This window comes from Sphingobacterium corticis (assembly GCF_042684745.1).
Taxonomy (GTDB): domain Bacteria; phylum Bacteroidota; class Bacteroidia; order Sphingobacteriales; family Sphingobacteriaceae; genus Sphingobacterium; species Sphingobacterium corticis.
The window spans coordinates 445,503-468,246 of sequence record NZ_JBHUMA010000006.1 but is presented as its reverse complement, the minus strand read 5'-3'; the positions used below and the strand labels follow the sequence as shown (position 1 = coordinate 468,246).

21 protein-coding genes and 1 tRNA gene are annotated in these 22,744 nt (G+C 40.0%); 8 read left to right on the top strand and 14 right to left on the bottom strand.

What is annotated here, in order from left to right:
* Positions 1–12 precede the first annotated feature (12 nt).
* The 6 genes from ACFSQ3_RS08115 to ACFSQ3_RS08090 form a co-directional block, all read right to left on the bottom strand.
* Entirely contained in the window at positions 13–1,008 is a 996-nt protein-coding gene (locus tag ACFSQ3_RS08115; RefSeq protein ID WP_380869038.1) for a glycosyltransferase, read from the bottom strand.
* A complete protein-coding gene (locus ACFSQ3_RS08110) occupies positions 1,009–1,959 on the bottom strand; it encodes a glycosyltransferase family 2 protein (protein ID WP_380870030.1) in 951 nt (316 codons plus the stop codon). It lies immediately after the preceding gene.
* Positions 1,960–2,017: 58 nt separating this feature from the next.
* Positions 2,018–2,641: a DUF4199 domain-containing protein gene (locus tag ACFSQ3_RS08105; protein ID WP_380869037.1), complete on the bottom strand. Its 624-nt coding sequence runs from the start codon at positions 2,639–2,641 to the stop codon at positions 2,018–2,020.
* Between the two features lie 10 nt (positions 2,642–2,651).
* Positions 2,652–3,320: a hypothetical protein gene (locus tag ACFSQ3_RS08100; RefSeq protein ID WP_380869036.1), complete on the bottom strand. Its 669-nt coding sequence runs from the start codon at positions 3,318–3,320 to the stop codon at positions 2,652–2,654.
* A gap of 12 nt (positions 3,321–3,332) precedes the next feature.
* Positions 3,333–4,601, bottom strand: coding sequence for a dihydroorotase (locus ACFSQ3_RS08095; RefSeq protein ID WP_380869035.1), 1,269 nt, complete (start codon positions 4,599–4,601; stop codon positions 3,333–3,335).
* Positions 4,602–4,792: 191 nt separating this feature from the next.
* Positions 4,793–5,353 carry a UbiX family flavin prenyltransferase gene (locus ACFSQ3_RS08090; protein WP_380869034.1) on the bottom strand — a complete coding sequence of 187 codons (561 nt, stop codon included), beginning with the start codon at positions 5,351–5,353 and terminating at the stop codon, positions 4,793–4,795.
* A 340-nt stretch (positions 5,354–5,693) separates the two neighbouring features.
* Between ACFSQ3_RS08090 and ACFSQ3_RS08085 the strand changes: the two genes are divergently transcribed.
* Positions 5,694–6,344: an ankyrin repeat domain-containing protein gene (locus ACFSQ3_RS08085; protein ID WP_380869033.1), complete on the top strand. Its 651-nt coding sequence runs from the start codon at positions 5,694–5,696 to the stop codon at positions 6,342–6,344.
* Here the strand turns inward: ACFSQ3_RS08085 and ACFSQ3_RS08080 are convergent.
* Both ACFSQ3_RS08080 and ribD read right to left on the bottom strand, forming a co-directional pair.
* Complete coding sequence (locus ACFSQ3_RS08080; RefSeq protein ID WP_380869032.1) at positions 6,341–7,630, bottom strand: DUF2851 family protein; 1,290 nt, start codon at positions 7,628–7,630, stop codon at positions 6,341–6,343. The two genes, ACFSQ3_RS08085 and ACFSQ3_RS08080, sit on opposite strands and share 4 nt — an antisense overlap.
* Positions 7,631–7,652: 22 nt before the next feature.
* Complete coding sequence (ribD, locus tag ACFSQ3_RS08075) at positions 7,653–8,702, bottom strand: bifunctional diaminohydroxyphosphoribosylaminopyrimidine deaminase/5-amino-6-(5-phosphoribosylamino)uracil reductase RibD (protein ID WP_380869031.1); 1,050 nt, start codon at positions 8,700–8,702, stop codon at positions 7,653–7,655.
* 62 nt (positions 8,703–8,764) lie between these two features.
* Here ribD and prmC point away from each other — a divergent pair, with 62 nt between their 5' ends.
* Both prmC and ACFSQ3_RS08065 read left to right on the top strand, forming a co-directional pair.
* Positions 8,765–9,622, top strand: a complete 858-nt coding sequence (gene prmC / locus ACFSQ3_RS08070; RefSeq protein ID WP_380869030.1) for a peptide chain release factor N(5)-glutamine methyltransferase — start codon at positions 8,765–8,767, stop codon at positions 9,620–9,622.
* Positions 9,623–9,795: 173 nt separating this feature from the next.
* Positions 9,796–9,871 (top strand) — tRNA-Lys (locus ACFSQ3_RS08065).
* Between the two features lie 396 nt (positions 9,872–10,267).
* Here the strand turns inward: ACFSQ3_RS08065 and ACFSQ3_RS08060 are convergent.
* Positions 10,268–10,570 (bottom strand): hypothetical protein, encoded by a 303-nt coding sequence (locus ACFSQ3_RS08060; protein ID WP_380869029.1) that lies wholly within the window; start codon positions 10,568–10,570, stop codon positions 10,268–10,270.
* A gap of 217 nt (positions 10,571–10,787) precedes the next feature.
* Here ACFSQ3_RS08060 and ACFSQ3_RS08055 point away from each other — a divergent pair, with 217 nt between their 5' ends.
* Positions 10,788–11,228, top strand: a complete 441-nt coding sequence (locus ACFSQ3_RS08055) for a hypothetical protein (protein ID WP_380869028.1) — start codon at positions 10,788–10,790, stop codon at positions 11,226–11,228.
* Between the two features lie 247 nt (positions 11,229–11,475).
* Here ACFSQ3_RS08055 and ACFSQ3_RS08050 read toward each other — a convergent pair whose 3' ends face one another.
* Positions 11,476–12,057, bottom strand: coding sequence for a DUF4142 domain-containing protein (locus ACFSQ3_RS08050; protein ID WP_380869027.1), 582 nt, complete (start codon positions 12,055–12,057; stop codon positions 11,476–11,478).
* A gap of 382 nt (positions 12,058–12,439) precedes the next feature.
* Here ACFSQ3_RS08050 and ACFSQ3_RS08045 point away from each other — a divergent pair, with 382 nt between their 5' ends.
* From ACFSQ3_RS08045 to ligD, 3 genes are all read left to right on the top strand, one after another.
* The gene (locus tag ACFSQ3_RS08045) at positions 12,440–13,582 is read left to right on the top strand and encodes a zinc-dependent alcohol dehydrogenase (protein WP_240920140.1); all 1,143 of its coding nucleotides are present in this window, start codon (positions 12,440–12,442) and stop codon (positions 13,580–13,582) included.
* Positions 13,583–13,586: 4 nt separating this feature from the next.
* Complete coding sequence (locus ACFSQ3_RS08040; RefSeq protein WP_380869026.1) at positions 13,587–14,072, top strand: hypothetical protein; 486 nt, start codon at positions 13,587–13,589, stop codon at positions 14,070–14,072.
* Positions 14,073–14,213: 141 nt separating this feature from the next.
* The gene (gene ligD / locus ACFSQ3_RS08035; RefSeq protein WP_380869025.1) at positions 14,214–16,685 is read left to right on the top strand and encodes a DNA ligase D; all 2,472 of its coding nucleotides are present in this window, start codon (positions 14,214–14,216) and stop codon (positions 16,683–16,685) included.
* On the opposite strand, the gene ku is transcribed toward ligD, so the two are convergent.
* Both ku and ACFSQ3_RS08025 read right to left on the bottom strand, forming a co-directional pair.
* Positions 16,682–17,440: a non-homologous end joining protein Ku gene (ku, locus tag ACFSQ3_RS08030; protein ID WP_380869024.1), complete on the bottom strand. Its 759-nt coding sequence runs from the start codon at positions 17,438–17,440 to the stop codon at positions 16,682–16,684. The genes ligD and ku overlap by 4 nt on opposite strands.
* A gap of 349 nt (positions 17,441–17,789) precedes the next feature.
* Positions 17,790–18,593, bottom strand: coding sequence for a DUF3667 domain-containing protein (locus tag ACFSQ3_RS08025; protein WP_380869023.1), 804 nt, complete (start codon positions 18,591–18,593; stop codon positions 17,790–17,792).
* A gap of 265 nt (positions 18,594–18,858) precedes the next feature.
* Here ACFSQ3_RS08025 and ACFSQ3_RS08020 point away from each other — a divergent pair, with 265 nt between their 5' ends.
* A complete protein-coding gene (locus tag ACFSQ3_RS08020; RefSeq protein WP_380869022.1) occupies positions 18,859–19,302 on the top strand; it encodes a hypothetical protein in 444 nt (147 codons plus the stop codon).
* Between the two features lie 205 nt (positions 19,303–19,507).
* Here ACFSQ3_RS08020 and ACFSQ3_RS08015 read toward each other — a convergent pair whose 3' ends face one another.
* Positions 19,508–19,849: a hypothetical protein gene (locus ACFSQ3_RS08015; RefSeq protein ID WP_380869021.1), complete on the bottom strand. Its 342-nt coding sequence runs from the start codon at positions 19,847–19,849 to the stop codon at positions 19,508–19,510.
* Between the two features lie 137 nt (positions 19,850–19,986).
* Positions 19,987–22,452: a tetratricopeptide repeat protein gene (locus tag ACFSQ3_RS08010; protein ID WP_380869020.1), complete on the bottom strand. Its 2,466-nt coding sequence runs from the start codon at positions 22,450–22,452 to the stop codon at positions 19,987–19,989.
* Positions 22,453–22,744 lie beyond the last annotated feature (292 nt).

The following is a 22,744-nucleotide window of genomic DNA, read 5'->3' as shown; positions in this document are numbered from 1 at the left end:
CAGTCGACTTACTTATTTCTTGAACCAAATTTTGTCCATGTATTGCTGGATAAATCCTGCGCCGTACGCTATTAGTTGTACGTAGCCAGCAGCCACCGCTTTCAGCGATACCCCGATATTTTTAGTGGTTCGTAATGCGTCGGCAAATAATGCCGTTGTGTACACTGCTAAAATAAAGTAAGCAACGTTCGCCAGCGCGACGAAAAAATAAACACCACCGTATGTCAATAAATTGAATATGGTCAACATGCCAACAATGCCTAACCCAATTAGAAAAATGGCTGGCAACGCGTGCACCCACTTCAACTCCTTTGGATAAAGTTGATAAATATCGATACGTCCTTTTCCGAACTGATACGTTTGCGAAAAAAACTGCGACAACGTTGATCGACGCTTATGATATACAAATGCTTCTGGGATCAATCCAACGCGGAATCCACTAGCTATCATGCGGATACTGAACTCAATATCTTCAGAACGCCGCGATAGTTTAAATCCATTTGTTGTCTGCCAGACTTTCCTAGAAATCCCCATATTAAAACTTCTCGGATGAAAAACACCGACATGTTTTTTATTACCTCGAATGCCGCCAGTCGTGAGTGGTGACGTCATCGAATAGCTAATTGCTTTTTGCAAGGTTGTAAACGAGTTATGCGCTGAATCTGGACCTCCGAAAGCGTCCCATTTATGTTGTTGCAGACCATTTCTGACGTTCGTTAAGTAATCTGCTGGCACGATTACATCAGAATCTAGAACAATGAAAAAATCTCCTTTCGCCTGTTCGAATCCATAGTTTCTCGCAAAACCTTGTCCTTCATTTTGCTTGACGAAATAGCGAACCTGTAATCGATCTACAAAAGCGTTTACGATATCCTCGGCTTTTATTCGTGAACCATCCTCAACGATAATCACTTCAAAATCTGTGTAATTCTGCTGAACCAAAGAAAGTAACAGTTCATGTATTTCGTTCGGCCGATTATAAAGTGGTATGATGATCGAAAAAAACATCTAGATTACTTGCTCGATATGGTATTTGTTGCGATCGGATCCATTTCTAGAAACTAACTCCGCAATAAACCCGGTAAGGAATAGCTGTGTACCTAGAATAATAGCAACCAAGGAAAGATAAAATAATGGCTGATCGGTAACGTTCCGGTAAGGCGTAGCATTGGCAATACTTGCCAATTTATCGAATATTAGATAGGCTGTAATGACAAACCCAACTAAAAAGCTGAGTACACCAATTGGACCAAAAAAGTGCATCGGCCGCTTAGCGAATTTGCCAACGAAAAAGATGGATGCTAAATCTAAAAAGCCTTTAATAAATCGACCAGCGCCGAACTTCGTACTGCCGTATTTCCGAGGATAGTGCTGTACAACTTGCTCCTGTATCTTGCTAAACCCTGCCCACTTCGCTAAGACTGGAATATAGCGGTGCATTTCGCCATAAACCTCAATGCTTTTTACTACATCTTTGCGATATGCTTTCAATCCGCAATTGAAATCATGTAAGTTCTTTATACCAGACATCTTTCTGGTTACAGAATTGAACAACTTCGTAGGAATCGTTTTCGACAACGGATCGTGGCGTTTTTGTTTCCAGCCGGAAACCAAATCAGCATTTTGGTTGACAATGCGATCGTATAATTCTGGAATTTCGTCCGGACTATCTTGCAAATCTGCATCCATTGTTATCACAACTTCACCTTCGGCGGCAGCGAAACCAACATTTAGCGCAGCAGATTTACCGTAATTCCGACGAAAACGGATTCCTGTAATACAGGAATCCGTTTCTTTTAACTGGCAAATGGTTTTCCAAGATCGGTCGGTACTTCCATCGTCCACTAATATGATTTCGTACGAAAAATTGTGAGCCAACATCACGCGTGCAATCCACGCTGTAAGTTCCGGTAACGATTCTTCCTCATTGTACAGTGGTACAACCACCGATATATCCAAATTTTCGGATTTTAACATCGAATATGATCAATATAAATAATAGAAACAAACGGCGCTCTTAGCTATTTGATTCCTCATTGCTTTTCCACGGATGCGGATCTGAAGCACTTTCCTCAACAAACATCGGTTGCTCTTTTTTGAAAATGGCAGCCAAGATTAATGCTAGAATGAAGTACATAATCAATGTCAGCGCTACAGCTTGCAATAGTTTTGGCAAAGAAAACGTGTACAAAGCTTCGCGTTGCACGTCAATTTCTGCTATTGTTGCGTCAATTTGTTCATCTGGTACACCTAAAGATTCGAAATACTCGATAGACAAATTAGCCATGTTATCTAAAGAACGTTCTTCTAGTGAAGGAGCAAAATAACTAAATGCTCGCATGCCTACCGTAGAAAATGCCACCGCTACGGCTAACATCAGATAGATATAACTTAATGCGGTACGAAAACTCCAAAAACCACCTATCAGTCTTCTCAATTTAACGATAAGAAAACAGGTAATGATTAACGGGATCACGTAGACCAAGATTATACTAACAAACGCAGCTGTGAAAAGCCCAGTTGCATTTGCTCCGAAAACGAGTGACGCGATCGAAAAAAGTAAAATAGCTGCTCCGATAATAAGCCCAAATATTGCGGCCTTTTTCTTCAAATCGTTTGGTAAAACTGGATTGGTAGTCATAAGGAAGGTGTTAATTATTAAACTGAATAATAAGTTGGTAAATAGCCAAATCTAATGATTTGCGATCACTTTGTGCTAAAAATTCAGTAATTGCCTGCTGATCAGGTTGTGGCTCGGCGAAAAACGACATCAATGGATAGAAGATATCTTTAATTTCTTCATCCTCAGAGATACCTGAAGCTACCTTCGAAATTTCGGCAAAATTGCTTTCTACCAAAATCTGATTGCTAATTACCTGCTCGTAGATCCGATGTTCATCTTGAAACTCATCTTCCTCTACCAACAAAAATTCTTTCAGGTAGTCATCCAAAGAAGGTTCCACTTCAGCATCTTCGCATTCTTTCAGGTAAAGCAAAACGTTCAATAATTCGCTACCGCGATCTAACGTTTCTTCTTCAATTGCCTCCCATTCTTCCGAATCCAAATAATCTTCTTCGAGCTTTTGTACATCTTCTGAGAAGAAATTGATCATCAATAGATCGAAAACATACTCACGTAATTCTTCGAAACGCGGATGGTTGTCGAATGCCTCATCTAATTTTGCCACCTTTTCCATAAAAGGTAATTCGGCATCGAAAGTGGTGGTTAATTCTGCTTCCAAGGCAGCAAAATCTTGCTCTTCTACGGTTGCGTAGAACTGCAGGGCGTGGTGTAAGGATTTATTTACGTTAGCGTCCATAATAATCTCGTTTTATGATTGTTTAACTAATTGATTGTTGACCACCGTCAACACCGATTTACCCACAAGCTGTTGTCCAAACCATGGGCTGTTTATACTTTTTGATTTATTTGTTGAACGATCAAACGTCCAATTCGCGTTTGCATCGAATAAGACCAAATCCGCTTGCTCACCTTCTTCGAACTTTGGAATAGTTTGGCCTAAGACTCGACGCGGATTGATAGCAATATGTTTCACAATTTGCTCTGGAGAAAAACCGGCGCTTAGTAAAGTTGGTAATACCGTTTGTAAAGCGATCACTCCATCGTGAGCAATGTGAAATTCTACTTGTTTAAATTCGATTTCGTGAGGCGTGTGTTGAGAAACGATTGCATCGATTGTACCATCTGCCAAACCAGCTTTCAAAGCATCCACATCCTTTTGCGTACGCAATGGTGGACTTACCTTGTATTGACTGTCAAAAGTTTTAACGGATTCGTCGGTAAGCAATAGATGGTGCGCCGCTACATCGCATGTCACGCGCGTGCCTTGCTTTTTAGCTTCGCGAATCAAATCGACAGCTTCCGCTGTAGAAATTGCCGAGAAATGGATACGTGCGTCGTGGTAGGCTGCCAAACTCAAATCGCGCGAAACCATAACGGATTCAGCGAGATTTGGAATTCCTTTCATACCTAGATATGTGCTAACTTCGCCTTCATTCATCTTATTGCCTCCAGCGATAGATTCATCTTGCGCAAACGCCATAATTAACCCGTCAAAACCTTTTGCATACAGTAAGGCGCGACTCATTAATCCTGCTTGTTGGATACTTCTGTCACCATCACTAAATGCAACTGCTCCCGCTAATTTCATATCATAGAGCTCGGCCAATTCTTCACCTTGTCGCTTCTTACTAATTGCACCAATTGGCAAAACCTTAACAAATCCACCTTTACTAGCGTTTACTAACAAAGATACTTCTGCCCTAGTGTATACCGCCGGATTGGTATTTGGTTGTACCGCCACCGCGGTGTACCCCCCTGCTGCTGCAGTAGCCATTCCTGTTTGCAAATCTTCCTTGGTTTCTAACCCGGGCTCACCAAAATTGGCACTCAAATCGAAAAATCCTGGAGACAAATATTGCCCGCGTGCATCAATCACTTCCCAATTTTCGTTTTCCTGAAGCGAAATCGAACCAATAGATTTTATAGTGCCATTCTCCAGCAAGACGTCCACTTGTTTCAAGTGATGCGCATGTCCCGGCAATACCAACGTTGCGGAGTTGATTAAAACAGTAGCCATGTATTTATTAACGTGATTTTGTAAGGTGAAACAAACAACTTTTCGAATGTATGAGCTAATCGTTTTGAAAGATTGCAAACCGCCATGAAAGCGTAGCTAGGTGTATTTTCCAATGTCGGATTTCTCATTGCTATCATTGGAGAACAAATGTACAAAAATACTATCTATTCGCCGATATAAATAGATTAAAACTAACTACCCCATTGGTATCCGTCGCTAGGCAGATCAACCAAACTAAGGACACGATCGGTCACTGTTTTTGCTAAAGCCTCCATAGAATCTGGCTTGCTGTAGAAAGAAGGGCTTGCTGGACAAATAATTCCGCCTGCTTGCGTGATGGCGGTCATGTTATTCAAATGAATCAGATTATAAGGGGTTTCTCGTGCAACTAACACCAACTTTCTGCGCTCTTTAAGCATTACATCAGCAGCACGTGTGGTTAGGTCGTTGGAAACACCGTGCGCTATCCTTCCCAGTGTTCCCATAGAGCACGGACAAATAATCATCGTGTCGTATCCTGCGGATCCTGAAGCAAATGGCGCAAAGAAATCATTACGATCGTAAAATTGCACATCATAATCCGTAAAAGACTCGTCCCCAAGTTCGAACTTCCATACGTCTTTTGCGTTTTGGGACATTACAACACCAACATCGCTCACATGACTTTTGATCTTTACCAAGCTTTCTAAAAGCATTTTTCCGTAAATCGATCCGCTGGCTCCGGTAATGGCAACTACTACTTTTCTATTCATTTGACCAAATTTGCATATATTTAAGTCAAAAATAAAAAAAGGGTCGAATAAAGAGCTTTAATTCGACCCTACATCTACCTATGAAAAACATGCCCTTGGGAGGGGCATTACAAATATATAACAATTCCGATAAAAAAATTCACTTCACCGAGATTCCCAAGCGATTTGTAGCTACGAATCTACATTTTGAGTTAAAAAATTTAATAATAATCATAATAAATTGTCAACACGCAATCGATTATACCTTGTCATAAAATTAACAGCTTACTTGTTTTATTAAACAATTCAGTAATAACTGATAATTAGCTTAAAAAAATCGTAAAAGTAATATTATTCAAACATGAGCGCACTTATTTTGGAAGAATACATAGAAACCGGAAACGTACAAGACTTGGAAATGCTGCTAGCAAAGCAACCTGAGTTATTGAATACTTTAACCAGCCAAGAGGTTTCCCCACTTTTACTTGCGTGTTATTATCAAAAGGCTCCGATCATTCAAACGATACTTAAGCACACAAAGAGCATTAGCGTTCACGAGGTTTGTGCGTTAGGCTACGACGAACAACTCGAATTAATGCTGGCGCAAAGACCGAAAGTTATAGACGAACTTTCTACTAATGGCTTTTCCACGCTCGGCATTGCCAGTCATTTTGGGAAAGAATCCGCGGTTCGCATTCTTTTACGCAATCACGCGAATCCAAACATTCCATCGCAAAATGGATATGATGTATATCCTATACATGCCGCAATGAATGCGAACCATACATCGACCGCGAAATTACTCATTGAAGGCGGCGCCGAGGTGAATGTGATACAGCAAGGTGGGTTTTCTCCTTTACATTTCGCTGCGCAACACGGTAATATTGATCTAATTATTCTGTTATTAGAAAATGGGATCGACATTAAAATTCTTAGCGCTAAAGGAGATAGCGCATCGGAAATAGCGTTTCAGTATGGCCACCAAGAAATAGGAAAAATTCTAAGTTTTTAATTTCCTCGGTTGTTCATAACGAAATAACCGATCGAGCAAGACATACATTGTTTGCTGGAACAATACCGAGCATGCAAATATAAAAGCGCTTGCGTATCGCCAGCATGCAGTACGTCCAACCCGTGTTTGGAGAATTTCCGAACCAAATTATTATTTTCAGGTGGCAGTTTCTCCAACCATTTGACGGCTCTATGTTGCAAAGCTTCCGTTCCATGATAATGACCATACGCATACGCGATTACTACGAAAGAATTGATAATAAGGTGATACATAAAATTTTTGGAAAAGAATCTACTATTTATATTCCCTATTTTTCCAAAACGAACTTGATTAGTCCAGTAATCCGAAACTTCAACGTTAGAAAATACCACTTCAACGTTTTTGAAATTTTCAGCTTCTACTATCAACGAACAAAGATTGGGAGTGTGATGAAACAAGGCGGCAAGTTGCGCTATTCTAATTGTCGGAAAATTACTCGGTCGCATTCTCAAAAATTTCCATTCCTGAGCATCCATCGGTGTTAACCGATGAAGCTTCTTTAAATAATTATATTCCGACCGAAGACACTGCGTATAGCTATCTGTGGGCGTAGATGGCAGGAGCCCAGATTGGCCGAACAACAAAGCTTCCAAACTTGTTTTTCTATGTTTATAACGATCAATTAATGCATTAGGAAAACTTTCCAGCAACCGCAAAAAAGCATGCTTGTTTACGCGCATACCAAATGTCTGAGCCATCCATACACGAACAGTCCGCTCCCAGTCGCCCTGATAATCCGACAGCATTTTAAATACCATTTCCACTTTCTCCATAAGTCGATCGGGAAGCAATCTATCTAATACTTGGCGTGAGATATGATTTGGGACATGAGGTAAACGACTAGCGCAAGGAATCCACGTTAACGATTCCATCAATTGCTGGTAATGTGGTAAAATCTGCGGGTCGACAATCTTTTGTAGTTGCAAGCTCGGGATAATCGTCCCGTCGGTCCTTTTTATGACATCATCACCTTGCCACACCACATGCAAAATAACGCCATCGTAATTTACATCGCTTTGATGACCGTGTGCGTACCAATCTGCAGCATCCCAATGTATTTCTATATGTCCAAACCAAGCAATACCATCCATTTGTATTTTAGCTTGCAAAAAATCCGGTCCTGCGTCCCGATTTACGCTTCCTGGAGAGATTATATGTAGATATTCGCCCGTTTCGCAGCGCAATGCTTTAGCATTGTACATGCGACATTGCCAAATCATCATCAACAACTTTTCCGGATAGCGCATCCGTAAATATATTTAAAAGAAATTAATTTTCCTTTAAATATATCTTAAAATTGTTACCAGCAATTTCTTCTGACGTTATACAAATTCCCGCTATGCGGGGTGCATCGAAGCCTTCATTCCAAACATTCGGAGAAGAGATGATACGTGCCTCATCCCATAGACCCGCATCAATAAATAGTTGCAAAGTTTTTGCGCCTCCTTCGATGATGATGGATTGGATATCCATCAAATGTAGTTGATAAAGAATATTTTGAGGTAGATATAAATCAAAGTTTTCTAATTCGACGTATTTGATATGCGATGACCAATCGGTCTTTTGCGCATTGAAAACAATCGTTTCCACCTCGTCACTATAAATGGCCGCTTCCGGCGGAACGACTAAATTCTTATCAATTAGCACACGTTTGGGATGCCTACCCTTCCAATCGCGAACGGTGAGCGACGGATTATCTACTAAAGCTGTTTTAGTTCCGACCAAAATTGCATCCTCTTCCGAGCGCCATTTGTGAACAAGCTGCTTACTCGCGCTATTTGATATCCATTGCTGACGATCATCAAGCGGGGCAAAAAATCCATCCTTCGTTTGCGCCCATTTCAATATGACATATGGACGATGCTGAGATAGCCGAGTAAAAAAACGTCTATTTAACCACTTCGCTTCCTTTTCTAATACACCGACAACGACGGATATGCCTGCGTCCTTCAATTTCCGAACACCTGCACCATTCACTTTTGCAAATGGATCCTGACAAGCGATGACTACGCGACGAAAACGATAATTCACTAACATATCAGCGCAAGGAGGCGTCTTACCAAAATGCGCGCACGGCTCTAAACTTACGTAAATGGTACTTTTCGCGAACAATCTACCTGCTTCGGACTCTCCATATTTCTTTATAGCGCTTTGTACAGCATTGACTTCCGCATGCGGACCGCCGTACGGCGAGGTATATCCCTCGCCAATGATTTTCTCCTCACAAACGATTACCGCACCGACCATAGGATTTGGACTAACTGTGCCCGCTCCCATTTCTGCCAACTGCAAACATCGGCGCATGTATAATTCATCCATCTGCATATCGCAAAGCTATCAATAACGTATCAATAAAAGAATTGCCTTTCGTAAGTTTGTACATGCAAACGCTCCAAAGTATTCGCCAGAAATTCAATGAGAACCTAAGAATAATCTATTCCGATTCGGAGATTGACAGCCTATTTTTTATTTGTGCGGAGGAGATTTTAAATCTTCGTCCGGTTTCTGCGAAGATGCAGATGCAAAGAGTGATGCTCGAACAAGAATCTGCAAAATTTACCAATCTTCTTACTCAATTATCGGCAAACCAACCGATTCAATATATACTGGGTCACGCACCATTTTATGGATTGAATTTTTCGGTTAATGAACACACGTTAATACCGCGGCCAGAAACGGAAGAATTAGTTGATCTTATTATCCGCAACGAAAAGCATCGAGGTTCGATGAATATATTGGATATCGGCACTGGAACCGGATGTATAGCAATTAGCTTAGCTAAATATTTATCTAATGCGACGGTCACTGCTTTGGATATTTCGGCAGACGCATTGGAAGTGGCAACCGCCAACGCAACAACATTGGGAGCAAATGTTGCTTTTCTACAGCAAGACATTTTGGATTGGCGAACAACCTTTAATAGAGAAAGACGATTTGACGTAATAGTAAGCAATCCGCCATACATTCGTGATTTGGAAAAGGCGGAAATGTCCGACCATGTTTTGAAGCACGAGCCGCATAGCGCACTTTTCGTAAGCAATGGAGACCCACTTATTTTTTATCGCGAGATTTCTGCATTTGCTAGAGAGGCACTTTCTGTAAACGGCAGTTTGTATTTCGAAATCAATCAATATCTGGAGTCAGAAATGAAATCTTTAGTGGAGCAATATGGGTTTGTAAAGGTTTCTGTACTGAAGGATCTCAATGGTGCCAAGCGAATGCTTCACTGTAAACGTTAAATGCAACAAAACTGGCTTGCGACGAAAAAAGGCGATGTATTTTTTCAAACTGATAAACAAGCATTTATTTGAATTAAGAAGAAAATTAGTGAGAATTATTTGGAGTGAATGACACATTTTTCTACCTTTGCATCACTTCAAACAACGAAAGTTATTTCGAAAATAAGAAGTACGATTCCGTAGCTCAGCTGGTAGAGCATTACACTTTTAATGTAGTGGTCCTGGGTTCGAATCCCAGCGGGATCACCAAGAGTAACACTAAAAATCATTAAAACCCTGCAAATAAACATATTGCAGGGTTTTTTATTTGGTCAAACCCGCCAAAATATGCGCGAAATTGCATACTTGAGGTGCGTTTTTCGGTGAGTCATCGGCATTTTTTTAAATGACGCACCGGATAAGGACTTAACTTATTGATATTTTGAAACCTAACACCATATTAATAGAAAGGCATAATGATCCAAAAGACATTTCGTATGTACTCAATGCCTTAGCACTTATTCATTTGCGCGAAAAAATAGCATTGCTTGCAGGTCGATATTTTACTAAACCAAATCCTTTCATCTAATAAATCAGAAATCAGACTTTACTAAAACACAAAAGCCTCTCAACAAAAAGAGGCTTTTGTGTAGAAAGTGGATGTACCTAGATACCCACCACCTCTACCCTTTCAAATTCTGTAAACTTTACACCCGGATATTGCAACTTACAGTAATCTGCAAAATTCCCTAGCACCATTTGTTCGTTCTCCAAATTCAGCGATTTGTTGACGAAGAATTTACCTTCTGTTTTGTCAACCTCACACCAAGCGCCAACGTCTTGTCCACCGTTTACATACATTCCTGAGCCGCTAAGATTCGTTTTATCGGATTGAACATCATAGTATTCGTAGCTCGTCTGGCCAGCTTGTTCTGCTTTCAAACTCGTTTGATTTGTTTTATGTATCATTGCTTCTTTATTTGTAAGTAAAAGAGATCTGCGCATATTTTGTTTTCCAATTGTTTATAATATACTGACCTGTAGCCTTATTCATTGTATTATAGCGATTATCCAATGAGAACAATTGCGCTTTACGCTTGTTTTTGTAGATGACATGATCTAGTTGGATACTTGTTATTTAAGGCTCAGACATAACTAGCATATTTGTCACTTTAAACATGTAACTATGAAAAAAGTAATAGGAAATCTTGTTGGCGGCCTGGTTGGCGCGGCGATCCTCAATATTGTACATCAGGCGGTAGCACAGTTTAGTGAAGATGCTCCTCGTGTTGATAAAGTGGGCGAAGAAGCGCTTTCAAAAGGGCTCGACAAAATCGGCATACAGCCACCTCAGGGAAAGAAATTATTTTTGACGACGCTTGCAGCAGACGTGATTAGCAATGCTGCTTACTACAGCTTTATAGGTACAGTACGTAGAAAAAATATCATTGAGCTTGGATTGGCGGCTGGACTTCTCGCTGGAGTTGGCGCATTGACCCTAACAAAGCCTATGGGCTTGGACGATAAACCTATTACTCGAACCAACAAAACGAAATGCATGACTGTCGCTTGGTACACCATTGGCGGCCTAGCTGCCGGTTTAGTGATTAAAGCATTGCGACGATAGTAAACATTGACTTAAGAATTCACTCAGTGAACCGATCACGCTGTAAGCCTAATATCTATAGTACAACAATTAATTATAGGGCAAGTGTATGGCAAACAGCTGTCCAATCACATAATTGCATAATCCTGCGATACTACGGCTATATGGAAAACGGTAAACAAGGTTATAATATGTGATTTTGACTAAATGAAACGAATAAAGCCTCGCAATTGAGCGAGGCTTTATTAGAACATGCTATATGTTTGAATTATTTCATATCGGCATGCAACTTCTTCACCATCTCTAAGTGTTGTTTGACAACTGGCTCCGTTTTCGCGGCAAATTCACGTAAATGCTGATCTTGATTGTTCTTCGCTCCCTCTTCCATCACTTTATGTGCATCCTCATGACCCTCGACCATAGCTTTAAGGTAAGCTTTGTCAAATTCCGCACCTTCCTTTTTCATCAGATCTTGTTTCTTCTGCTCGTGTGCAGCGTCTAATGATGTAGGTATCGTCAAATTTTTCTGTTCGGCGATTGATTTCAACTCCTCATTCGCTTTTGTATGATCATTGACCATCATCGTTGCAAACTCCTTGACTTTCGCATTGCTACTTTTGTCAAGTGCTAATTTGCTCATCTCAACCTCAGCCATACCTCCTATCGCCGCTTTACGAACAAAACCAGTGTCAACCTGCGCAGACTGCATAGCGTTGTCATCAACTGCTGGTGGCGTATTGGCCGCACCCATTGTAGTATCGGAAGTCCCATCAGTTTTGTTTGCACTGTTGTTACAAGCAGTGGCAGCTAATAAAGCTGAAACGGCTAATGGATAAATTACGTTCTTCATGGTAATCATATTAATAAGTTTATAAATGTTTCTCTTCTCTTGTAGAACGATTTATATGTCATTTGGTTTGTATGGTTCCAAAATACCTTCTTTAAAGATTGACTTGTTATCCGCAGGCATAGTTATCGTACAGAATTAATATAATCTTGAAAGGTATTTAGAATCACACTTCAAGAATATCCGACGGCCTATGGTCGTTACCGTATTATTTGCAAGCGGCAGTAAGATATACCCGTTTTGAATTTATTAAGAACGATCTATTCACTGGAGGGTTCTAACATCAACTACTTAGTGGTAAAACGGATTAACTATTCCACATCCTATTGTACAGGTAGCGACAAAATGGATTTATATACATCTAAATAATAAAATTATGCTAGCAATGAATTATCGAGGCCCTTATCGGGTTCGAACCGAGCAGCGACCGATGCCAGAAATACAACATCCGGAAGATGCTATTATTCGAGTCACTCGCACATGTATTTGCGGCTCTGATCTGCATCTTTATCATGGAATGGTTCCTGATACGCGAGTTGGTTCCACATTTGGACATGAATTTACGGGTATCGTAGAGGAAGTCGGACCTTTAGTACAAAATTTAAAAGTTGGCGATCAAGTGCTTGTACCATTTAATATCGCCTGCGGTCGTTGCAATTTTTGTAAACAAGGTCTTTACGGAAACTGTCATGAAGCTAATACCATGTCGACCGCTGTAGGTTCTATTTTTGGCTATTCGCATACGGCTGGCGGTTTTGATGGCGGACAAGCAGAGTATGTACGGGTACCTTACGCGGATGTTGGACCAACTGTTATTCCAGCTGATATGGATCCCGATGATGCTGTGCTATTGACGGATGTCGTTCCGACCGGCTATCAAGCAGCCGAAATGGCGGGCATTAAAAAAGGTGACACCGTAGTCGTGTTTGGAGCTGGACCTATCGGAATTATGGCTGCCCGATGCGCATGGTTCTTCGGCCCCTCACGTGTAATCATTATTGACCAGATCGATTACCGATTGGAGTTTGCGCAAAATTATGCAAAATGCGAAGCTTATAACTTCAAGGATTATGAAGATCCCGTATTATTCATCAAGAAAATTACAGATTGGTATGGTGCCGATGTGTGTATTGATGCTGTCGGTTGTGAAGCAGATGGAAATCCCGTGCAAACATTTACAGGGCGAAATCTGATGATGCAAGCAGGATCCGCTACTGCACTACAATGGGCAATTAACTCCGTCAAAAAAGGTGGAATTGTATCCATTGTAGGCGTGTATGGGCCGCCATTTAATATGATTCCTATCGGTAATGTATTGAACAAAGGCATTACAATACGTGCCAATCAAGCATCTGTCAAGCGCCTACTACCAAAATTAATCGATCATGTGCAATCCGGAAGATTAAATCCTAAAGAATTAATCACGCATCGTGTACCATTGGAAGAAGTTTCAGACGCTTACCGACTGTTCTCTTCAAAACTCGATAATTGTATCAAAACGGTATTAATTCCCTCTACAAAAGCATAATACTATGGACATTATAAATGAAAAATATAAAGATATACCCGGCTGGGGAATGGATGCAGATCCTGAAAATGAACCCACCTATCCGATGAAAAATTATACTGGTGATGATCACAATCGCAGTGAGTACGAGCGAGCAGAACAACAAAAAGATACTATCGAATTGTTGTCATCTACTGAACGGCCAGCTATCTCCCGTGTATTTGGAACAACCGTACCACCTTCGGGTTGTAGTGGGGCGATTCGCCGCTATGCTTTTAAACATAGCGAAGATAAAATGAGGCACTGGATTCCATTGATAATAGCGGATAGATTACAGGTCTGGGAAGGTCTATTAGATGATATTCGGAGCGGTTATATTCCAAATATCGCAGCCGAAAGAGGTTGGAAAGTCGAATGGAAATACAACCAGAAAGGAATGATTAAGAAAGTGGCTACTATTGCCGCTGTGGGACTAGTCATTTGCTTATTTTCACGCAAAACAAGGCGATAAAACCAATAAGATTTCGCGGTAAAGAAGTTCGTCAGTACTTCTTTACCGCTTTACAATTATGCTTACCTCTAATATATTCCTATCTCTTACTGCTAAATAAACTCATGGCAAACCAATCAATCGCACAAACGTTTTTTGGATATGGCGAAGCTCAATAAATACCAGCAGAAACGCGATTTTGATAAAACAAAAGAGCCAAAGGGCGATGAGAAAACGAGGCGATCTGCAAAGAGATTACGATTTGTTGTGCAACGGCACCATGCTTCGCGATTACACTACGACTTCCGGTTGGAAATGGATGGCGTCTTAAAAAGTTGGGCAATTCCCAAAGGACCTTCACTCCACCCGAAAGACAAACGTTTGGCCGTTATGGTGGAAGACCATCCGCTAAGTTACCGCACATTTGAAGGCGAAATACCCAAAGGAAGCTACGGTTTTGGAATGGTCGCTATTTTCGACGAAGGTTACTATACTCCTTTGGAAAAATCGCACGGGGAAAAAGAACTGTTGGCTGAGCTCGAGAGCGGCAACATAAAAATTGTATTGCATGGCAAAAAGTTAAAGGGCGAATTTGCTTTGGTACGTATGAAACAGGCGCAAGATGATAACGCATGGCTTCTACTTAAACATAATGATAAATATGCTGTGGAACACGCGTATGATGCCGAAGACGAAGTCAGCGCAGCGGATAAAGCGGTGGGAAAACGGTTTCGCAAGCAAGGTGTTAGTACTACCAAAACAGCAGAAGATTCCACCACAACCAATTCATCCGCATTCGAACCCATGCTCGCCGTTTTAGCAACTGCCACCACCGAAGATGATGATTGGATTTTTGAGCAAAAATTAGACGGATTCCGTGCAATCGCGCACCTATCGAAAAAAAATGTTCAGCTACGCTCTCGCAATGGAAAAAGCTTCAACAAACAGTTTGCTTCATTAGCGAAAGCACTAAAAACTAATGAGCGCTCCCTCATATTGGATGGCGAAATTGTGGCTGAAGATGCCACGGGCAAATCACGTTTCCAGTTGTTGCAACATGGCGATCCACTTCCGGCAAAATACCAATTAGTATATTATGTATTTGACCTACTGATGTTAGATGATAATGATCTACGGGACTATCCATTTGTAGAACGTCGTGATTTGCTGGAGCGATGGGTGAAAAAGGCTAAAATTCCCCACGTGCGTTTGGTAGAAAGTCTACAAACCGAAAACGAACAAGAGGCCCTGAAAATTGCCAAAGACAAAAATTGGGAAGGTATCGTAGCCAAAATAAGTGATAGCGCTTACCTATCGGACAAACGAGCAGATTCTTGGCGCAAACTAAAGCTGTTGCAATCGCAAGAAGCCATCATTGTCGGATTCACCGCAGCTGCTGGCAGTCGCGTTGGATTTGGAGCATTAGTTTTAGCGGTAATGTACAACAAGAAATTTCAATACATTGGAAATGTAGGAACTGGCTTCACGGATGTGCAGTTGCAAGAGTTGAGCACGCAACTTAGCAAGATCAAAACTACCAAAAAACCCTTTGCGACATCGATTGCGGTGGCCAACGAGAATAAAGTAACCTGGGTAAAACCAAAACTCATAGCAGAAGTAACATTTAGTGAGTGGACGGCCGATGATCATCTTCGACATCCGGTATTTAAAGCGTTACGTCACGATAAGAAGATTCAAGATATTACAAAGGTGGAACCGTTAGTAGAAATAGTGAACGAGCGCGAGCTGACTTTTGGCAAAAAGAAACTTACCTTATCGAACCAAAAGAAAATATATTGGCCTGATGAAGGTATAACAAAAGGCGATTTATTGAACTATTATGAACAGGTCGGCGAGCTGATGTTGCCCTACCTGAAAGATAAGCCCATTTCTATGAATCGCTTTCCAAATGGCATCAAAGAAACAGGTTTCTTTCAAAAAGACGTAGACAAGAATACCGGGCCAAATTGGTTAAAAACCGTAGCGCTAGAATCTGAATCTACCGGCAATACGGTAAACTACTTGATATGCAATGATCTTCCTACCCTGCTTTGGATTGCAAATATGGGATCTATTGAGATTAATCCTTGGTTAGCCACGTATCGCAAGAAAACAAAACCTGTTTTTGCAGTATTGGATCTGGATCCTAATGGTACAGATTTCAAAGAAGTAATCGCTGTAGCCAATACCGCACACGATATATTGGATCAAGCTGGCGTACCCAACTTTATCAAAACATCGGGATCTACAGGATTGCATATTTACATCTATGTAGCCCAGCAATATACCTTTGATGTCGTACGTGATTTTATGGAAATGCTAGCCGAATTGGTGCACGAACAACATCCAGATACTACTAGCGTAGATCGCTCACCATCCAAAAGAAAGAAAAAGATTTACCTAGACTTTATGCAGAACAAACGTGCGCAAACCATCGTAGCGCCCTATTCAGTACGTCCCAAGTCAGGAGCTACCGTTTCGACTCCTTTGGAATGGAATGAGTTAAATGATGATTTGAGCATTGCGCAGTTTTCCATGAATACTCTATTGACGAGAATCGAATCGAAACAGGATCCTTGGAAAAATATTTTTGAACACAAAGCCAACTTGAAGAAAGCCATTGCTGCTTTTTAAGCCAGACTCGCTTTCAGTTTTGCCAACAATTCAGAAGCTTTTGTATTCTCCTTATCGACGTTAATTTTGCGAATGCTAGCGCGCTTTCCTTGAGCTTTTTTCTTAATAATTTTCAGCAGTTCCTTGCTATACTCATTACGAAAACCCGATATATCGAAGTCCGAGCTATTCTGCTTGATCAGCTTGGTCGCCATATCCATTTCTGCTTTGGCAATACGGGTTTTGGGTATTTTTAAATCTTCGGTGTTCCGAATTTCTTCCTCGAAGCGCAATTTATTCAACAATAACATCCCGTCGTAAGGTCGTACAATAGCCAACTTTTCAGTGGTCCGCATTACAAAGGTGCTTAACCCCACATGCCCCGTTTTTTCCAACGATTTATACAAAAGGGAATAGGCTTTCTCACCTCCTTTTTGCGGTTCCAAATAATACGGAGTATCGAAATAAATTGTATCAATATCACGCTCTTTTACGAAGGTCTGCAAATTAATCATCTTATTTTTCTCGGGTAGTGCCTCCTCAAAATCGGCCTCTTCTATCACCACATATTTATCCTTTAGGAGATATCCTTTTACGATATTTTTCCAAGCAACTTCTTTCCCTGTTTTGTCGTTTACCCGTTTATACCTGATGTTGGATAAATCCTTCCGATCGAGCATATCTAAGTCAAGCTGACTTTCTTGAATAGCACTAAATATTTTGATGGGAATGTTTACCAGTCCAAAACCGATTGCCCCTGTCCAAATCGCGCGCATAGTAGTAGCATGTTTTTAAGGAAAACGACTGAGAGGCATAAAATGTTTGTAGATGAGATATAGGTGTGAGCGTAGACTTTCCATTGCTAATAAATATAACCTTATCAATGGCTAAATATATCGGCACAATTATGAGAAATAGTATAATTTAACTAATATCTAATCTTACAATTTAATCAGATGATTTTTTTCAAAAATCAATCATATTTATTATTTCCAAATTACTTTTTTAACCTATAATGAAATTAGATAACTTACATAATATGGCTTTGGTATTCGATTCTACTGAAACACTTTACAATTTATTAGGTATCGCAGATCACAGCGCTTTTGTATATATAATATCTCTTTAATTAAATGGTGTCAATTTGATTGCTCCGAATTCCCAGTTTGTAACAATCCCAATGGTTATCAAAAGTAAAATTATGACTTCCGCAAAAAGCAATAAAAAAAATAAGAGAATTCTATAGGAAAATCCTAATCTAGAATAGTTGTTGCCAAAAGCATTGAAATATCCATAAATAATATATAGGAAAATTAGGGATATAATTGTGGTGCTCACTAAATCCGTGACTGTACTGCTGAAGTCAATAAATAAGTTAAGATAAAAAATGGCATTTCCAAAAGTAGAGAACAGCAGAATTCCCAACAATATCATTCCTGCAATAATGGTATGTTCGCTTAAATTTAGCTGTTTCCTTCTAAATAGAACATAACTATTTAATGCTGCAAATGGAACAAACAGAAAAATTACTATTTTATTTTTTTGAGAAAAAATATAGTCCATTTTTTGACTCGCTTCATTCAAACCTCTCGTCCCTTTAACATATGCTCTTCCTTGTTCAATCATTATTTCACTGTAATAATGTCTAAGAAACAACATCAAACCGATAGTTAGCAAAATGAGCAAAAACACATTGTAATATGGCTTTCTTTTTCCTGATATGTAATCAAGAGCTGCTTTTCCTGGACGGATTAAAGCTTGTTTGGCAGTAAATAATATCCCTTTATCAATATGAAATGTCCCGTGCAAAACATCGTGAAAAATAAAATTTTTAAAAGTAATACGGTGCGTGTCGGATTTTTGTCCGCAATGTGAACAATATTTATTTATTAATTCTTCTCCGCAATTAAGACAATTTTTATTTTTCATTTATTTATACAATCCGTTTTGAATTGAAGTTAGTTCTCGGATTAGTGAAAGTTATCCATTTGTATTTGCATAATTTATCCTATCAATCGCTAAAATACAAAAAAAGCCAACATAACATTTGTTTTTTAATCAGTTTATTGGCTTCAAAGTCGAGAATAGGGCTTTCCAAAACGTTCCATTTGCAAGATCACTTTAGTAAGTCGCATAATCGCGATGCTGTAGCGACTTGAATAAAAAGTACGTTTTGTAACTAATATAGCCAAATATGAAAAAAAGAACATTTTACCCTTGCATCTGCCTGTTCCTTTTTATTATGTCTTGCACTAGCGATACGGTATGTACAGATTTGGGACACCCCTTAGTTGTCGAATTCTCATATATTAATGAAGATGGCGAAAATCTTTTCGCTGGAGATAATCCTAGGTTTTCTAAAGATGATTTTGACCTGTATGAAACCAGAAACGGAGCGAAGGTCCGTATACCACATCATTTTAGTAACGACAGATCCAAGATTACAGCACAGCTGCTTTCTGCTGCGGAAGGGGTATTTTTTATTCAACTTGATTCCACATTAATAGATACGATTAGATTCACCTCAATTCCGAATGAAGCTGATCCATGTAAATCTCGTAAGGTTGATGAATTAATGCAAAATAATAACAATGTGAATTTTGATGATAATTTATCTTCTTGGCAACTTACAAAATAAGATTTTGTATGGCCATTTTTCAATAATACTTGGTTTTTGATTTGTACTATTATTGCCAGTACCTATCGACCATTTTCAATTTACTAACTAATTACATTTTGGTAACAATTTGAGGAGATTCCAATAGAACCTGCAACTGGATATTTATTTATCTGATGTTTGCAGGCGTTGTTAGTCTTTACGAAACAATTGAAATTAAATCTTTTTATAAAGGGCAACATTTTAAGTAGCTTTTCTTTAACTTAGGTTGAGTACAAGCAACTTCTTTCCCTGTTTTGTCGTTTACCTGTTTATACCTGATGTTGGATAAATCCTTCAAATCGAGCATATCTAAGTCAAGTTGACTTTCTTGAATGGCACCAAATATTTTGATGGGAATGTTTACCAACCCAAAACCAACTGCCCCGTCCAGATCGCGCGCACAGTAGTAGCGTGTTTTTAAGGAAAACGACTGGGAGGTATAGAATGTTTGTAGAAGGAAAACAGATGTGAGCGTAGACTTTACTTGTCCCTCGCTAGTAATGACTTGTGAGCAATTACGTGTCAAGCAGGACTTGTATAAGCCGTTCTTCTTGTTTTCCACGATAAAAATGCCCCGAGAAAGTACCTCACCTTCTCGGAGCAGTCCTTTTTAAGCTTAATTTCTATCCAAAGAAATTACTAAACATTTCGGAATACCGATTATCACTTCTTCAACTTCTGTAAACGCTCTTTTGCGGAAGGTATAATATCATCATCCTCCGTATAATTCTCGATTATACTTTCCAGTGTACTTCTTGCTTGAAGCGTATTGCCTTTTCGAGCATAAGTATCTGCTAGCAGAATAAAGCTTTTGGCTACCCAATATTCTTGGTCGTCCATGTTTTCGATTACATCGAATGCCGACTTCTCCGCTTTATCATACTCTTTGGCCTCATATTGCTTGAGTCCAACCAAATACCTGGCCTCAGCGCTAGCTGCGGATTGGCTTTTCAGAGCCGCTAGGTTGAATTCTTTCAGAGCGGAAGCTTTATCTCCCTCCTGCTGTTTTGCTTTAGCAGTATACAAGTGCATCATCGCCAATTCATCATCCGTTACCCTATCATAATTTTTGATCAATTTTACATACTTATCCATCTGCTGGAAATCGCCAATTTCGAAATAACAAACCATTAGATTCGTCACAGCATAACCGTACTTATCTTTATAATCCGAATTCAACTCTAATTTTTTTAGATGAACGATAGCCTCGTTGTATTGCTTCAAGTTTAAGTATAATGCAGCGACGGTTACCAGCGTATTCTTCGTATAAGGACTTGTCCAAGTATTCAAAATCATATTTAAGTCATGCAAAGCTTCGTTCGGATGTCCAGTGTGGTATAAACTTACCCCTCGGATATATCGAGCATGTTTCTCTTGCCTAGGTTTAGGAAATTTGTCGAAGTATGCGTTAATTGCTTCGACAGCTGCGCCATATTGCCCTCTTGAGAATAAAGTATTTCCAGCCTGAAAAGCGAGGTTATCCAATTCAGAAGGGCTCAAATCTCGAACATTTGTACTAGTCGCATAACGAATATAACTGGTAGCATCGCCCTGGTCCAGATAAATGTTTTCGATGGAATGGAGCGCTTGCGCTGCTTCGCCTGTCGTGGAGTATTCTTTTACCACCTTTTCGAAAGTAGCCAATGCCGCATCCGTGTCATTTTTATTGTACTGCACCAGACCGATAGTCATCAAAGCTCTGGGAATATAGCTACTCCGAGGATATTTTTTGATCATCCTTTGTAGACCTTCAATCGCCACATCATAATCTCCGGACGTAAAATACATGTATGGAATTTCAAAAGCGACGTCATCTGCATAATTAGAATTTGGAAACCTCTCCACAACCGCTCTTAGCGTATTTAATTTCGCTTCCTTATCTCCCTGTAACCCTTGAATAATCCCTTGTTGGAATAAGGCATAATCTTGATTAGGCGCTTTCTCCTTGATGAGCTGATCGTAGAAGCTTTTAGCTCGACCATAGTTGCGCATGGATAGATACGAATCGCCTAAACGAGCGATCACATCATATCGAATAGTTTTATCCGCGGTACTCTCCTCTGTAGATAGAAAGCGTTCAAAATGTTCAGATGCCATGCTGTACCTATTAATTCGGAATGCGGCGTATGCCAAAGCATAATTCGCGTAATTATATATAGCAGTTTGCCGCGCGGCAGGCAATCGAAGGAATTGCGAAAAGTTCTCCACGGCTTCGCCATATTTTCTAACCTCATACATCGCTTCAGCCTTCCAATACGTAGCTAGCGCAGCCATTTCTTCATCAAAAGCAAATCTTTCTGATCGCATAAACATGGATATGCTATTTTCAAACGCACGCTCGTTATAGAATTCCAATCCGCGGTAATAGGTTATTTTTTGATAGATCCTGTCCGCTTTAGGGTCTCTATCTTTGAATGACTCCAGAAAGTAAACGGCTGCCTGAAAATTGCTTGTGCCTGATAGTACATCGGATAATCTCATTTCTACGGTTTCTGCTTTTTCCGCATCCGTGTGCTGTCCAGGATATTTTAGGCTGATGAATTCCTGAAGGGGCTTTATCGAATTTTGGACGGAATCCAACTCACATAAGATTTTGCCATAATTAAACAACGCATCCGCTTTCAGTTCCTGATCATAGTTTAATCTTGAAGCCTTGTAAAATGCATCGCGAGCGCGGTTATTATTTCCAGTTTGAACTGCAATGTGGCCTAATGCGATCAACGAACTTTGATAAAAGGCGTCCAATGGTTCTACCTTCTCCAAAATGGAACTCGCCCTCTCGTACTCGCCCGCGCGATAGGCCAAAATACCAATACGGTTATTGTCTATATTATTACGCAACGCATTGGGATACTTTTGTGGTAAAGGAACATGATAAGCTTCCTTGTACCTATTCCTTTGAAAATAAATAGCGGCAGCTGTTTGGCGCATCTCCATCTCCAGCGCCTTCCGATCGATATCCATATCCGGACTTCGACGGATTTTAACGGCGTCCGCTAACATTGGGCGATAATCGCGCACAACAGTGATCGAATCCATTACCGAAGTTGGCGCTTTGCTTTGCTGCTCTACGGATTGCTCATTCTCTACTTTGCTTTTCTCGCCTTCCTGTGCAGAGGCTGCGATCATTAGCAAAGAAAAAACTCCTGTAAATATATTTTGTAGGCTATTATACTTAACCCTTTGTTTCACTATCATCTTTTATTATGTATTTCTTAATTATCCTAAGCATTCATTTAATGGAGCAATAATAACAATTCTACTTATACGTGCTATTATGCTTGATTCCTCAACTATCAAAATCCATGCGCAAATCTCGAGCCTCGACTAAAAAATTACAGGTAATTCCATAGAAGCACGGTACGCGTTCGTCTTCATACAACGCGTGAATAGGTTAAAGTGAAGTCGCCTCAAACTGAAA

Excerpts from the sequence above, each read along its gene's own strand:
- ACFSQ3_RS08040 (WP_380869026.1), top strand. The coding sequence starts at position 13,587 with ATGGACATTATAAATGAAAAATATAAAGATATACCCGGCTGGGGAATG.
- ribD (WP_380869031.1), bottom strand. The coding sequence starts at position 8,702 with ATGGATGAATTATACATGCGCCGATGTTTGCAGTTGGCAGAAATGGGA.
- ACFSQ3_RS08085 (WP_380869033.1), top strand. The coding sequence starts at position 5,694 with ATGAGCGCACTTATTTTGGAAGAATACATAGAAACCGGAAACGTACAA.
- ACFSQ3_RS08050 (WP_380869027.1), bottom strand. The coding sequence starts at position 12,057 with ATGAAGAACGTAATTTATCCATTAGCCGTTTCAGCTTTATTAGCTGCC.
- ACFSQ3_RS08105 (WP_380869037.1), bottom strand. The coding sequence starts at position 2,641 with ATGACTACCAATCCAGTTTTACCAAACGATTTGAAGAAAAAGGCCGCA.
- ACFSQ3_RS08100 (WP_380869036.1), bottom strand. The coding sequence starts at position 3,320 with ATGGACGCTAACGTAAATAAATCCTTACACCACGCCCTGCAGTTCTAC.
- ACFSQ3_RS08090 (WP_380869034.1), bottom strand. The coding sequence starts at position 5,353 with ATGAATAGAAAAGTAGTAGTTGCCATTACCGGAGCCAGCGGATCGATT.
- ACFSQ3_RS08045 (WP_240920140.1), top strand. The coding sequence starts at position 12,440 with ATGAATTATCGAGGCCCTTATCGGGTTCGAACCGAGCAGCGACCGATG.
- ACFSQ3_RS08055 (WP_380869028.1), top strand. The coding sequence starts at position 10,788 with ATGAAAAAAGTAATAGGAAATCTTGTTGGCGGCCTGGTTGGCGCGGCG.
- ACFSQ3_RS08025 (WP_380869023.1), bottom strand. The coding sequence starts at position 18,593 with ATGAAAAATAAAAATTGTCTTAATTGCGGAGAAGAATTAATAAATAAA.
- ku (WP_380869024.1), bottom strand. The coding sequence starts at position 17,440 with ATGCGCGCGATTTGGACAGGGGCAATCGGTTTTGGACTGGTAAACATT.
- ACFSQ3_RS08095 (WP_380869035.1), bottom strand. The coding sequence starts at position 4,601 with ATGGCTACTGTTTTAATCAACTCCGCAACGTTGGTATTGCCGGGACAT.
- ACFSQ3_RS08010 (WP_380869020.1), bottom strand. The coding sequence starts at position 22,452 with ATGATCGCAGCCTCTGCACAGGAAGGCGAGAAAAGCAAAGTAGAGAAT.
- ligD (WP_380869025.1), top strand. The coding sequence starts at position 14,214 with ATGGCGAAGCTCAATAAATACCAGCAGAAACGCGATTTTGATAAAACA.
- ACFSQ3_RS08080 (WP_380869032.1), bottom strand. The coding sequence starts at position 7,630 with ATGCGCTATCCGGAAAAGTTGTTGATGATGATTTGGCAATGTCGCATG.
- ACFSQ3_RS08115 (WP_380869038.1), bottom strand. The coding sequence starts at position 1,008 with ATGTTTTTTTCGATCATCATACCACTTTATAATCGGCCGAACGAAATA.
- ACFSQ3_RS08060 (WP_380869029.1), bottom strand. The coding sequence starts at position 10,570 with ATGATACATAAAACAAATCAAACGAGTTTGAAAGCAGAACAAGCTGGC.
- ACFSQ3_RS08020 (WP_380869022.1), top strand. The coding sequence starts at position 18,859 with ATGAAAAAAAGAACATTTTACCCTTGCATCTGCCTGTTCCTTTTTATT.
- prmC (WP_380869030.1), top strand. The coding sequence starts at position 8,765 with ATGCAAACGCTCCAAAGTATTCGCCAGAAATTCAATGAGAACCTAAGA.